We start from the raw sequence: 13,517 nt of genomic DNA, 5'->3' as shown, positions 1-13,517 counted from the left end.
ATGTTGATTTGTTGGACAGATTCCCTTAAAATCATTGAAACCTGTCCAAAACATTCAACAGCTGAGGATAAGGCCTGTTTTATCAAAAATAAAAAACGAAGCTTCCGAAAGGGTGAGCTTTTTATGACGGAATTGATTCATGTTTGGGAAAAGCAGCTAACAGATATTATTCAAGATTTTGGTGAGCAAGTGTCCCTTGATCAGCGGCATATTTTAGTGATCGGCTGCAGCACGAGTGAAGTGGCAGGGAAGAAAATCGGAACGGCTGGTACTGAACAGGTAGCCAAAATGATTTTTTCCAAACTAAAAAGCTTTAGTGAAAAAACGGGCGTGGCTCTCGCCTTTCAATGCTGTGAACATTTGAACCGCGCTTTAGTTATCGAGAGGCAAACAGCGGAGTGGAAAAGTCTTGATGAAGTAACCGTGGTTCCGGTTCGTACGGCTGGCGGGGCCATGGCAACGTATGCTTTTGAACATTTCGAGGATCCGGTTGTGGTCGAACATATTAAGGCGGATGCGGGAATCGATATCGGCGATACTTTTATAGGCATGCATATGAAACATGTGGCTGTTCCAATTAGAACTGCTCAGAAGTCGGTTGGCGATGCGCATGTAACATTAGCTAAAACGAGACCGAAGCTGATCGGCGGCGCAAGAGCGGTATACGAGAGAAAAGCGGAAAATGAGTCATGCCAATAAGGGTATTGTGGGTTCTTTACAAAAGGAAAGTCTTGCATCATGCAGGGCTTTCCCTTTTTAAATTGCTAAAGAATATATAATCTTCTTTTCACAAACAAAACGTGATAATATATAATAGAATTTTCAAAAATGGTAGAGTGTATATATTTTTTTGAAAATAGATGAAGGAAAAGGGAGGCCTGCTAGATGAAGCATTTAGCAAAGCAAGATGAGCTAGTTTTCAAATCCATTCAAGATGAGTTAGGACGACAAAGATCAAAAATTGAATTAATCGCTTCTGAGAACTTTGTGAGTGAAGCAGTTATGGAAGCACAAGGATCTGTGCTAACAAATAAATATGCAGAAGGCTATCCAGGCCGCCGCTATTATGGCGGATGCGAGCATGTTGATGTTGTGGAGAATTTAGCTCGTGACCGTGCGAAGGAAATTTTCGGAGCTGAGCATGTGAATGTACAGCCACACTCTGGTGCCCAAGCGAACATGGCAGTTTACTTCACTATTTTAGAGCCAGGCGATACGGTTCTTGGTATGAATCTATCTCATGGCGGCCACTTAACACACGGCAGCCCTGTTAACTTCAGTGGAGTTCTATACAATTTTGTTGAGTACGGTGTAGACGAAAAGACTCAACTAATCGATTATGATGTGGTTCTTGAAAAAGCACGCGAACACAAACCGAAGCTAATCGTAGCGGGCGCAAGTGCTTATCCACGTGCGATTGATTTTAAACGTTTCCGTGAAATCGCTGATGAAGTGGGAGCTATTTTAATGGTGGATATGGCTCATATCGCTGGTCTTGTAGCAGCTGGCTTACATCAAAACCCAGTTCCATATGCAGATTTTGTTACGACAACTACTCATAAAACTCTTCGCGGCCCACGCGGCGGTATGATTCTTTGTAAAGAAGAATACGCGAAGAAAATTGATAAATCCATCTTCCCTGGCATTCAAGGCGGTCCATTAATGCATGTGATTGCGGCGAAAGCTGTTTCATTTGGCGAAGCGCTTCAGGATGACTTTAAAACATATGCAGGCAATATCATTTCTAATGCGAAGCTTCTTGGGGAATCTCTTCAAAAAGAAGGAATCAACCTTGTTTCTGGCGGAACAGACAATCATTTATTGCTAATTGATTTACGTTCACTAGGCCTAACAGGAAAAATTGCTGAACATGTTCTTGATGAAATCGGCATCACTGTGAACAAGAATACAATTCCATTCGATCCAGAGAGCCCATTCGTAACTAGCGGTATCCGCATCGGTACAGCTGCCGTAACATCTCGCGGATTCGGGGAAAAAGAAATGCAAGAGATTGCATCCATTATTGCTCTTACATTGAAAAACCACGAAGACGAAGGCAAGCTTGAGGAAGCTAGAAATCGTGTAGAAGCTTTAACAAGCAACTTTACATTATATCCTGAATATTAATCTATAAAAAGCTCGGGTCAGATCCTATTGTAATGGGTCTGGCCTTTTTTGGTGATTAAATCCAAGGGGAAAGCGGTTGAAACGGATTTTTTTAGCCCATTATGATAGTTTATCACCAAGATTGGCTGCTTTTTCAGCAAAAAGAAAGATTATCAGCAGATTCGTTACTTTGTCAGCCAATTTCAAAAACCTGCTAATCCCCGATTGATTCTACTCATATTATGAAAGTTCCATAACAATTTAGAATCAAAGTTGCCGTGTGAAAAGTTTTTCTGTAAAATTAGACGAAGTGCAAGATGAAGAAAAATGTCGAAGATAGAATAGCTTCCTTATTGTTGCTAACCCTATTGGAGAAATGGAAAGATTTTTTCGGGAGGTTGTAAGGAAGATTCTTCATTTATAGGAGCATGTCTAAAATAAAAAAGGAGAGATTTTTACATGGCAAAAGTATACGTATTTGATCATCCACTAATCCAGCATAAACTTACATACATTCGCGACAAATCTACAGGGACGAAGGATTTCCGCGAGCTTGTTGATGAAGTTGCCACTTTAATGGCGTTTGAAATTACGAGAGATATGTCATTAGAAGAGGTTGAAATCGAGACGCCGATTAGCATGACAAAATCAAAGGTTCTCTCTGGGAAAAAGATTGGGATCATCCCTATTCTTCGTGCAGGAATTGGAATGGTCGATGGAATCTTAAAGCTAATCCCTGCTGCAAAGGTCGGCCATGTTGGGTTATACCGCGACCCAAAAACATTGCAGCCGGTAGAGTATTATGTGAAACTGCCTAGCGATGTGGAAGAAAGAGACTTCATCGTCATCGACCCAATGCTTGCGACAGGCGGGTCCGCTATTGAAGCCATAAATTCCTTGAAAAAGCGTGGCGCAACCCATATTAAATTCATGTGCCTAGTTGCGGCACCAGAAGGAGTCGAGGCGCTTCAACAAGCTCACCCGGATGTAGATATTTATATCGCGGCCCTTGATGAAAAGTTAAATGACCACGGCTATATCGTTCCTGGACTAGGGGATGCGGGAGATCGATTGTTTGGAACGAAGTAAAGCTTCTTTTTGAAGACGTGCTATTAAATTGCCTATTGTAAAATGGAAGAGGCCGTAAATTTGTTTGGTGATCGGGAATCAAAAATTTAGCCGATTGCCCAGAAGAATATAAGCCTTATTAATAGTGATTGAACTGGTCCTGATAAAGGGCCAGTTTTTTATTAGGAAAACACTAACATAGGAGTGTTCAATGTCAGGGTTTTGTTGAAGTCTCAAGAAAAACACTAATCCCTCACCAAACTCCCAACAATCCCCCGCATATTTCCCCTCTATAAAGAAAACCCTATGAAAAAAGGGTGATGGTCATATGAAAAAACAAAACATTTTCTTACCTCTCATGTTCATGCTATTTTTCCAATCAACCGCATATGCACAAACACTGCATCACCCTCCCATCCCAATGGAATCTTCACAGGACAAAAAGGTGTCCATCATCATTCTGGAAAAAGAAAAAAGCGAGCAGGAAATCAAAAAGCTCATCCAATCTATACCCAAGCTGGAATTACGGCACATTTACAAATACGCTTTTCATGGGTTTTCGGTAAAAGGCACGCAGGCGGAGATTGATCAGCTTTCCAAGATAGCTAGTGCAAAAATGGCCTCACCCGTTCATACGTATAAGGTTCATGCGGACGAAAGTGTGAAAATGATTGGAGGAGAAGAGGTCAGGGGCTTATTTGATGCCAAGAATCGGCGATTAACGGGAAAAGGCGTTAAGGTTGGCGTCATTGACACAGGGATCGATTATACGCACCCAGACTTAAGGGTCAATTATGGGGGCGGTTTTGATTTAGTTGATGGGGATGACGATCCGATGGAAACCCTGTCTTCACAAGGGGAGGGCACCCTCCATGGGACGCATGTGGCGGGGATCATTGCCGCAAACGGAAAAATTCGCGGGGTTGCGCCGGATGCCACCATTATTGCCTACCGGGCACTAGGACCAGGGGGGAGTGGAACCACTGAGCAGGTGATTGCAGCCATTGATCGTGCCATAAAGGATAAGGTGGATGTTTTAAACCTATCGCTCGGAAATAATGTTAACGGTCCTGATCTTCCGATAAGCCTAGCTTTAAATAAAGCAGTGGAAAAGGGGATTACGGCTGTAACGTCTTCGGGAAATTCGGGCCCGAATAGCTGGACAGTCGGTTCGCCCGGCACAGCCTCCAAAGCAATCTCAGTCGGTGCTTCAACCCCTACCTTAAACATTCCATATATAGATATTGCCGGCCAGAGGTTAAGACTCGAGCCTCTTCAAGGATCTGAAGAGTGGGATTTTAATAAATCCTATGAAATCATCAAAGCAGGATTAGGGAAAAAGGAAGAATTAAAGGAGGCAAAGGGTAAAATTGTGCTCCTGGAAAGAGGGGAACTTACTTTTACAGAAAAAGCGATAAATGCCTATGAAGCAGGTGCCGTTGCTGTCATTATTTACAATAATACGAAAGGTGCCTTTTTTGGCAACTTAGAGACGGATGTTTCGATTCCTGTCACGGCCCTGTCAAAAGCGAACGGTGAAAAAGTAAAAAAAGAAATAGCCAAAAACAAAGTATTTGCCAGAACCCATATTATAGAGGAAAAGGATATTCTTGCTGACTTTAGCTCCCGCGGTCCTGTGACCTCCACATGGGAAATAAAACCCGATGTGGTTGCGCCAGGGGTCGCGATTAACAGCACTGTACCTGGCGGGTATTTGCCTTTACAAGGTACAAGTATGGCAGCGCCTCATGTAGCGGGAGCCTGTGCATTAATTAAGCAAGCCCATCCAGACTGGGGGCCTGAGGAAATTAAAGCTGCTCTTATGAATACCGCAAAACCCATTTTCAATCAAAAAGGAAAGCTGTACCGGACATTCGAGCAAGGCTCCGGGAGAATTCAAATCGAACGGGCACTAAAGACCAATACGCTGGCTACGCCTGGATCCCTTCAATTCGGGAAGTTTCAACTCGCTGACAGCCTGCATGAGCACTCAAGCTATGTGACCATCAAAAATATCGGCACAAAAGGTCAATCCTATTCATTTTCAATCCCGCCTGCCGAAAATGGCCTGAGCTGGAAATTTCCTTTATCCTTCTTTTTAAAGCCAGGTGAGAAAAAGAGAGTGGAAGTCAAGCTTTCTGTAGATCCGGAGCTGCTAAACAAAAAGATATATGATGGCAATATTATATTAAATGCGGGTTCACAAACAATCGACCTGCCATATCTTTATGTCCTTGAGGAACCTAATTATCCGCGGGTGATGGGATTTGGTTTAGGAAAAGGGGATAAAAAGGACGTGTATCGCTATGAAGTGTATTTGCCAGGAGGAGCGGAGGAGTTCGGGATTGCAATGTTTGAAGCAGAAAGTCTTCGCTTTATTGGATTTTTAGACTGGAAAAGGAACGTTGGAAAAGGGCAGCTTTTACAGGAAATCGACAGTCAACAGCTTCCGGACCCGGGGTTATATATTATCAAAGTTTTTGCCAAAAAGGCGGGAAAAGAAGATTCCATTGAGTCATATCTTTTCATACAGCAGAATGGCCAATTGGTTGAACAAAATAGCCAAAAAAAAATAGCTAAAAAATGAGCGTAGCAAAACTGCGCTCATTTTTCAATAGATTTCGCGAAAATAAATTATGATAATTGTGTGAACATACCATATTTCCATCATTTTCAATGTGACTTTTTTCACTACAAACACATTGACATTGACAAGTGCCTATTGTATGCTTACAAAGGGTGTAAATGGCAGGGTTTTCAAAATGAAAAAGCAGTCATGGATCCCGTTATTATTGACTTTTTTAGTGATTCGCTAACCGTTCTCTTATACGGAGAGGATGCGTTTTCATGCGTCAAAAAAATCGCAGTCCATTTATCGCAATGGGTTTAATGTCTGCTATTCTTTCACAATTAGTCGGGTCTGTCTTAATTGGTATTTTTGTAGGAAGATGGCTAGACAGTAAGGCAGATACTGAACCGCTATTCCTTATTATAGGATTATTTCTCGGCTTAGCAACAGGAATTTTTGCTATGACTAGATTAATCCAACATTTTTTCACAGGAGAATAAAAGACCATGCCGGAATTTAAACTGATGTTCATCAGGCAACGAAAATACATATTTTTACTGTTGTCCATTTATGTTCTTGGCTGGGGATTTACCTCTTATCAATCTATTTTCCTAGGGCTTATCTTAGGAACATCCTTAAGCTTATTTAATTTGTGGCAGATGGCGAGAAGGGTTGATAAGTTCGGACAAGCGGTGGAAAAGGGAGGAAAGGTGCGTTCCTTAGGGATGGTTTCCAGGATGGCATCGGCCGTTTTAGCGGTGATGATCGCGATGAAGTATCCGGAAAATCTGCACCTGATTAGCGTAGTTTTTGGATTAATGACAGCCTATATTGTCATTATGATAGATTATTTTATTCAATCTTTTCATTTACGTAAATAGTGGGGAAGAGAGGTGAAACACATATGCATCATGAAGCTCCTATAGGTGAGTTTATGGGCTTATCATTTAACTTGGCAAACGTTTTGATGATCACAATTGCAAGTGCTGTTGTATTCATCATTGCACTTCTTTCCACCCGTCGTTTAGCCATGAAACCAACCGGAATGCAGAACTTCTTCGAGTGGATCATGGATTTTGTCAAAGGAATTGTCAATAGTACGATGGATTGGAAAACTGGCGGTAGATTCCATATATTAGGAATTACTTTACTTATGTATATCGCTATATCCAACTTTTTAGGGCTTCCGTTTTCAGTTGTCATTAATGATTATTTATGGTGGAAATCACCTACAGCTGATCCGGTTATTACCCTAACTTTAGCAACGATGGTTGTTGCCCTTTCACATTATTATGGCATTAAAATCAAGGGTATTAAGGAATACGGACGTGATTTTGTAAGACCGATGCCGTTTTTATTTCCTCTTAAAATTATTGAGGAATTTGCCAATACCTTGACACTTGGTTTGCGTCTTTATGGTAACATTTTTGCGGGTGAAATTTTGCTTGGGCTTCTTGCTGGAGGTCTGGCAACCGGATTTTGGGGTCATATTGGGGCCATCATCCCAACGCTTGCTTGGCAAGGGTTCTCTGTTTTCATTGGCGCCATTCAGGCATTTATCTTTACAATGTTAACAATGGTTTATTTAGCTCACAAAGTGAGCTCGGACCATTAATATATATACCTGTTCATCATTATGAACAAACACGAATAAACAAAAAAATATTTATACAATTTTAAGGAGGAACTTAATAATGGGTCTTATAGCAGCAGCAATCGCAATCGGTTTAGCAGCACTAGGTGCCGGTATCGGTAACGGTCTTATCGTTTCAAGAACAGTAGAAGGTATCGCTCGTCAGCCAGAAGCACGCGGTATGCTTCAAACAACAATGTTCATCGGGGTTGCGTTAGTAGAGGCGATTCCTATCATCGCGGTAGTTATCGCGTTCATGGTTATTGGCGGCTAATAACGAGTTAAAATGTTCCAAAATGGCGAAGATCATTCTATGAGAACCTTCGCCTTTCCTTTATGTCTATATTCCTGAAAAATTCGTTTTCATATACACAGAAACTTGAGAGACTCTTGAAGGGAGTGAATCGAAGGTGTTAAATAGCAGTTTAGTATTAGGAGTTGCTTTTAACGGCGGAGATATTTTATTCCAGCTTGTGATGTTTATTGTTTTACTGGCTCTGCTTAAGAAGTTTGCCTGGGGTCCTTTAATGGGCATCATGAAGCAGCGTGAAGAGCATGTAGCAGGTGAGATTGAAGCAGCTGAACAAAGCCGTCAAGAAGCGAAAAAGCTTTTAGAAGAACAAAGAAATCTGCTTAAACAAGCACGTGAAGAAGCGCAAGGTCTAATTGAAAGCGCTAAGAAGCAAGGTGACTTGCAGCGTGAAGAAATCATTACGGCAGCTCGTACTGAATCCGATCGTATTAAGGAATCTGCTAAGCTTGAAATCGAGCAGCAAAAAGAAAAAGCAGTTGCAGCTATTCGCGAACAGGTAGCTTCTCTGTCTGTCTTAATTGCATCTAAAGTGATTGAGAAGGAACTAAGCACGGAAGACCAAGATAAGCTAATTAACGAATACATTCAAGAGGCAGGAGAAGTGCGATGATAGGCTCCACAGTAGCAAAACGCTACGCGTTGGCTCTTTTCCAGCTTGCAAATGAACACCAGCTTCTTGATCAAATAGAAGAAGAGCTTCGTGTAGTTAGGAAAGTAGTAAACCATAACTCCGACTTAAAAGCGGTTTTAAAATCTCCTAAGCTTCCAATGGAGAAGAAAAAAGAAATGATTAAAGATGCTTTTGCATCATTGAACATTTATGTATTAAATACGCTGATGATTTTAGTAGATCGCCATCGTGAAGATCATATTTCCGATGTGGCTGATTATTTTATAAGTCTTGCAAATGACGAAAGAGGCATTGCAGACGCGACTATTTATTCCATTCGCCCGTTATCTGGGGCTGAAAAAGAAGCTTTATCTGCATCTTTTGCAGCTAAGGTTGGAAAGAAATCACTTCGTATTGAAAATATTATAGATTCTAATTTACTCGGCGGCATCAAGCTTCGAATCGGAAACCGAATTTTCGACGGCAGCTTGCGCGGTAAGCTAGATCGTTTAGAACGTCAATTATTAGGCTAAGATTCGTAGATAGGGGTGAAACTCATGAGCATCAAAGCTGAAGAAATCAGTGCGCTGATAAAAAAGCAAATCGAAAACTATCAGTCGGAAATTCAAGTGAGTGATGTAGGTACGGTTATCTCTGTGGGTGACGGTATCGCACGTGCTCATGGCCTCGACAATGTCATGGCTGGAGAACTTGTTGAATTTTCAAACGGCGTTATGGGTATGGCACAAAACCTTGAAGAAAATAACGTCGGTATCATTATTCTTGGACCTTTCACAGAAATTCGTGAAGGCGATGAAGTACGCCGTACAGGACGCATCATGGAGGTTCCGGTTGGAGAAGAACTAATCGGACGCGTGGTGAATCCGCTTGGACAGCCAGTTGATGGCATGGGTCCAATTAACACAACGAAGACTCGTCCTATTGAAGCAAATGCTCCAGGTGTTATGGATCGTAAATCTGTACACGAGCCGCTTCAAACGGGAATTAAAGCGATTGACGCATTAGTGCCAATCGGACGCGGACAACGTGAGCTAATCATCGGTGACCGTCAAACTGGAAAAACATCTGTTGCAATCGATACAATCCTTAACCAAAGAGACCAAAACATGGTTTGTATCTATGTGGCAATCGGACAAAAGGAATCTACTGTTCGTAATGCAGTAGAAATGCTTCGCAGAAACGGTGCATTAGATTACACAATCGTTGTAACAGCTTCTGCATCACAGCCTGCTCCATTATTATTCTTAGCTCCTTATGCTGGGGTAACAATGGGTGAAGAGTTCATGTACAACGGCAAGCACGTTCTTGTTGTGTATGATGACTTAACGAAACAAGCATCTGCTTACCGTGAGCTCTCCTTATTATTACGCCGTCCTCCAGGTCGTGAAGCGTATCCAGGGGATGTATTCTACTTGCACAGCCGTCTGTTAGAGCGTGCTGCTAAATTAAGTGATGCAAAAGGTGCTGGTTCAATCACAGCATTGCCATTTATCGAAACTCAAGCAGGTGACGTTTCTGCTTATATCCCAACAAACGTTATTTCCATTACTGATGGACAAATCTTCTTACAGTCAGATCTATTCTTCTCCGGTGTACGTCCGGCGATCAACGCAGGTCTTTCTGTATCACGTGTAGGTGGATCCGCACAAATCAAAGCGATGAAAAAGGTTGCAGGTACACTGCGTCTTGACCTTGCTTCTTACCGTGAGCTAGAATCATTTGCCCAATTCGGTTCTGACCTTGATAAAGCAACACAAGCGAAATTAAACCGTGGTGCCCGTACAGTTGAGGTTCTTAAGCAGGATCTAAACAAGCCGTTAAAAGTTGAGAAGCAAGTTGCGATTCTTTACGCACTTACTCGCGGCTTCCTAGATGATATTCCTGTACATGATATTCGTCGTTTCGAATCTGAGCTACATGCATGGTTAGACCATAACCGCAAAGATTTGTTAGACCATATCGTTACAACAAAGGATCTTCCTGCAGATGACGATATGGGTGCTGCCATCAATGAATTCAAGAAAACATTCGCGGCATCTGAAAAATAGAATTTCTCTATTATAGGGGTCTGACATTAGGAAAGCAGAAAGTGCCTGGAAATATCTAGGTGCTCTCTGCTGGACATTCTTTGAAAAAGGGTGGTGAGAACCTGTGGCATCATTACGTGATATAAAAACTCGTATTACTTCTACGAAGAAAACGAGCCAAATTACAAAAGCAATGCAAATGGTATCTGCTGCGAAAATGAGCCGTGCAGAAATGAATGCAAAATCATTCGTTCCCTACATGGAAAAAATTCAAGAGGTTACTGCCTCCATCGCAATTGGAAGCAAGGATTCAAATCATCCAATGCTAACAAGCCGACCAGTGAAGAAAACGGGCTACTTAGTCATCACATCTGATCGTGGTCTTGCTGGAGCTTTTAACAGTAACGTTTTAAGGCATGTATACCAAACAATTCAACAACGCCATAAATCAAATGATGAATATGCAATCATTGCCATCGGCCGTAATGGACGTGACTTCTTTAAAAAGCGCGGCATGAATGTCATTCTTGACATTGTAGCTGTTGCTGATCAGCCTGAATTTGCTGAGATTAAGGATATTACGAGCAAAACGGTTGGCATGTTTACGGATGAAACATTTGATGAATTATATATGTACTATAACCACTACGTCAGTGCAATTCAACAGGATGTAACCGAGAAGAAGCTGCTTCCTTTAACGGATATTTCAACTTCAACAAAGCTTACATCTTATGAATTTGAACCGTCAGCAGAAGAAATTCTAGAAGTATTGCTCCCACAATATGCAGAAAGCTTAATTTACGGAGCCCTTTTAGATAGTAAAGCTTCTGAGCATGCCGCAAGGATGACGGCTATGAAGAGTGCCACGGATAATGCGAATGAGCTTATTAAATCTCTAAGCCTAAGCTACAATCGTGCTCGTCAAGCAGCCATTACGCAAGAGATCACAGAGATCGTTGGCGGAGCAGCTGCGCTAGAATAGTAATAAAACACTTTCTTAACTTAAATATATTTGGCATCTGCTCCCGAATTAAGTTTGGGCGAGGCGCCAACGCATTTCTTTATTAGGAGGGAAAAAGATGAACAAAGGACGCGTTCTTCAAGTTATGGGTCCGGTTGTTGACGTAAAGTTCGAAAGCGGTCAGCTTCCTGAGATCTATAATGCATTGACAATCGTAAATCAAGCGCGTAACGAATCTGAAGTTAACATCAATTTAACCCTTGAAGTTGCTCTTCATTTAGGTGATGATACCGTTCGTACCATTGCGATGTCTTCAACTGACGGCTTAACGCGCGGCAGTGAAGTAGTAGACACGGGTGCTCCTATTTCTGTTCCTGTTGGGGACGTAACTCTTGGTCGTGTATTTAACGTATTAGGTGATAATATTGACCTTGACGCACCAATTCCTGCAGAAGCACGCCGCGATTCCATCCACAGAGAAGCGCCGAAATTCGAGCAGCTATCAACTGAGGTTGAAATTCTTGAAACTGGAATTAAAGTAGTAGACCTTCTTGCACCATATATTAAAGGTGGAAAAATCGGTCTATTCGGTGGTGCCGGTGTAGGTAAAACCGTTTTAATCCAGGAATTAATCAATAACATCGCTCAAGAGCACGGCGGTATTTCCGTATTCGCTGGTGTAGGTGAGCGTACTCGTGAAGGTAACGACCTTTATCATGAAATGACAGATTCAGGCGTTATTAAGAAAACAGCGATGGTATTCGGTCAGATGAACGAGCCGCCTGGCGCACGTATGCGTGTTGCTTTAACTGGTTTGACAATGGCAGAATATTTCCGTGATGACCAAGGACAAGACGTTCTTTTCTTCATGGATAACATTTTCCGTTTCACACAAGCAGGTTCTGAGGTTTCTGCCCTATTAGGCCGTATGCCTTCTGCGGTAGGTTATCAGCCGACACTTGCTACTGAAATGGGTAAATTACAAGAACGTATTACATCAACGAACGTTGGTTCTGTAACTTCAATCCAAGCGATTTACGTACCAGCCGATGACTATACGGATCCAGCTCCAGCAACAACTTTCGCTCACTTAGATGCAACAACGAACCTTGAGCGTAAGCTTTCTGAGATGGGTATCTATCCAGCTGTGGATCCACTAGCTTCAACATCTCGTGCATTGTCAGCAGAGATTGTTGGAGATGAGCACTATCAAGTGGCTACTCAAGTACAGCAAACATTACAGCGTTATAAAGAATTACAAGATATTATCGCGATCCTTGGTATGGATGAGCTTGCAGACGAAGACAAGTTGATCGTTGCCCGTGCGCGTCGTATCCAGTTCTTCTTATCACAAAACTTCCACGTTGCTGAACAGTTTACTGGTCAGCCAGGATCATACGTACCTGTTAAAGAAACAGTTAATGGTTTCAAAGAAATTCTTGAAGGAAAATATGACCACCTTCCAGAAGATGCATTCCGTCTCGTCGGCCGTATCGAAGAGGTTATCGAGAAAGCAAAGAACATGGGCGTAGAGGTCTAATTTCGGTCCAGGAGGGTAAAAAATGAAGACGATTAAAGTCAGTGTTGTTACTCCCGATGGCCCGGTGTATGAATCAGATGTGGAAATGGTAAGCACAAAAGCTCAAAGCGGTGAGCTTGGAATTTTACCTGGCCATATTCCAATGGTTGCACCGTTACAAATTGGAGCTGTCCGTTTAAAAAACGGCGGAAATACAGATTTCGTAGCAGTTAGCGGCGGCTTTCTTGAAGTTCGCCCTGACAAAGTCTCGATTTTAGCACAATCAGCTGAACAAGCAGACAGCATTGATATCGAGCGTGCCGTCCGCGCCAAAGAACGTGCTGAGCAGCGCCTCAACGACCAAAAGCGCGACAACGTCGACTTCAAACGAGCTGAACTCGCTCTTCAACGTGCCATCAATCGTATCAAAGTTTCAGAAAAACACTTCTAATCATGTTACCAAACACTCTTCAGCTGCGGCTGGGGGGTGTTTTTTGTTGTATAGGTCGCGCGGAAGTTTTTTTTGCTGCTTTTGGGGGGCTGTATGTAGTAAAAAGAGTATTATATCGCCGTTTAGATTTTTAAGTGAGTGGTTAAGGAAGTTAAGATTGCTTTATAACATCCTTTGGGTAGAAAAAAGAGTAGTGAAGGTAGTTAAGAAAGGTTTATAAAACCCTTCGGGTAGAAAAA

General features: G+C 42.1%; 15 protein-coding genes. All 15 read left to right on the top strand.

The features are described from left to right. Positions 1 to 123: 123 nt before the first annotated feature. The 15 genes from V7127_RS22930 (at position 124) to V7127_RS22860 (ending at position 13,278) form a co-directional block, all read left to right on the top strand. A complete protein-coding gene (locus V7127_RS22930) occupies positions 124 to 699 on the top strand; it encodes a TIGR01440 family protein (protein ID WP_335490088.1) in 576 nt (191 codons plus the stop codon). Between the two features lie 186 nt (positions 700 to 885). Further along, the gene (glyA, locus tag V7127_RS22925; protein WP_335490085.1) at positions 886 to 2,127 is read left to right on the top strand and encodes a serine hydroxymethyltransferase; all 1,242 of its coding nucleotides are present in this window, start codon (positions 886 to 888) and stop codon (positions 2,125 to 2,127) included. Between the two features lie 76 nt (positions 2,128 to 2,203). Then, complete coding sequence (locus tag V7127_RS22920) at positions 2,204 to 2,335, top strand: hypothetical protein (protein WP_335490082.1); 132 nt, start codon at positions 2,204 to 2,206, stop codon at positions 2,333 to 2,335. Positions 2,336 to 2,565: 230 nt separating this feature from the next. Beyond that, positions 2,566 to 3,195 (top strand): uracil phosphoribosyltransferase, encoded by a 630-nt coding sequence (upp, locus tag V7127_RS22915; RefSeq protein WP_335344851.1) that lies wholly within the window; start codon positions 2,566 to 2,568, stop codon positions 3,193 to 3,195. A 307-nt stretch (positions 3,196 to 3,502) separates the two neighbouring features. Further along, positions 3,503 to 5,761 (top strand): S8 family serine peptidase, encoded by a 2,259-nt coding sequence (locus V7127_RS22910; RefSeq protein WP_335490079.1) that lies wholly within the window; start codon positions 3,503 to 3,505, stop codon positions 5,759 to 5,761. Between the two features lie 260 nt (positions 5,762 to 6,021). Next, a complete protein-coding gene (locus V7127_RS22905; RefSeq protein ID WP_335344853.1) occupies positions 6,022 to 6,243 on the top strand; it encodes an AtpZ/AtpI family protein in 222 nt (73 codons plus the stop codon). A gap of 6 nt (positions 6,244 to 6,249) precedes the next feature. Continuing rightward, on the top strand, positions 6,250 to 6,624 hold the full coding sequence (locus tag V7127_RS22900) for an ATP synthase subunit I (protein ID WP_335344854.1): 375 nt from the start codon (positions 6,250 to 6,252) through the stop codon (positions 6,622 to 6,624). Positions 6,625 to 6,647: 23 nt separating this feature from the next. After that, a complete protein-coding gene (atpB, locus tag V7127_RS22895; protein WP_335344855.1) occupies positions 6,648 to 7,358 on the top strand; it encodes a F0F1 ATP synthase subunit A in 711 nt (236 codons plus the stop codon). 79 nt (positions 7,359 to 7,437) lie between these two features. After that, the gene (gene atpE / locus V7127_RS22890) at positions 7,438 to 7,650 is read left to right on the top strand and encodes a F0F1 ATP synthase subunit C (RefSeq protein ID WP_019153961.1); all 213 of its coding nucleotides are present in this window, start codon (positions 7,438 to 7,440) and stop codon (positions 7,648 to 7,650) included. 136 nt (positions 7,651 to 7,786) lie between these two features. After that, the gene (gene atpF, locus V7127_RS22885; RefSeq protein ID WP_335353624.1) at positions 7,787 to 8,299 is read left to right on the top strand and encodes a F0F1 ATP synthase subunit B; all 513 of its coding nucleotides are present in this window, start codon (positions 7,787 to 7,789) and stop codon (positions 8,297 to 8,299) included. After that, complete coding sequence (locus V7127_RS22880) at positions 8,296 to 8,832, top strand: F0F1 ATP synthase subunit delta (RefSeq protein WP_335490076.1); 537 nt, start codon at positions 8,296 to 8,298, stop codon at positions 8,830 to 8,832. The genes atpF and V7127_RS22880 overlap by 4 nt, the downstream gene beginning before the upstream one ends. 24 nt (positions 8,833 to 8,856) lie before the next feature. After that, a complete protein-coding gene (atpA, locus tag V7127_RS22875; protein ID WP_335344858.1) occupies positions 8,857 to 10,368 on the top strand; it encodes a F0F1 ATP synthase subunit alpha in 1,512 nt (503 codons plus the stop codon). Positions 10,369 to 10,471: 103 nt separating this feature from the next. Further along, positions 10,472 to 11,329 (top strand): F0F1 ATP synthase subunit gamma, encoded by an 858-nt coding sequence (locus tag V7127_RS22870; protein ID WP_335490072.1) that lies wholly within the window; start codon positions 10,472 to 10,474, stop codon positions 11,327 to 11,329. Between the two features lie 97 nt (positions 11,330 to 11,426). After that, on the top strand, positions 11,427 to 12,848 hold the full coding sequence (gene atpD / locus V7127_RS22865; protein WP_335353627.1) for a F0F1 ATP synthase subunit beta: 1,422 nt from the start codon (positions 11,427 to 11,429) through the stop codon (positions 12,846 to 12,848). Positions 12,849 to 12,870: 22 nt separating this feature from the next. Then, the gene (locus V7127_RS22860) at positions 12,871 to 13,278 is read left to right on the top strand and encodes a F0F1 ATP synthase subunit epsilon (RefSeq protein ID WP_335344861.1); all 408 of its coding nucleotides are present in this window, start codon (positions 12,871 to 12,873) and stop codon (positions 13,276 to 13,278) included. The last annotated feature ends 239 nt before the right edge of the window (positions 13,279 to 13,517 follow it).

The sequence above is a fragment of the Bacillus sp. JJ1773 genome (assembly GCF_036962035.1).
In the GTDB taxonomy this organism is placed as follows: domain Bacteria; phylum Bacillota; class Bacilli; order Bacillales; family Cytobacillaceae; genus Cytobacillus.
Note: the sequence above shows the minus strand (reverse complement) of the source record. Positions and strands in the feature narration are given on the sequence as shown.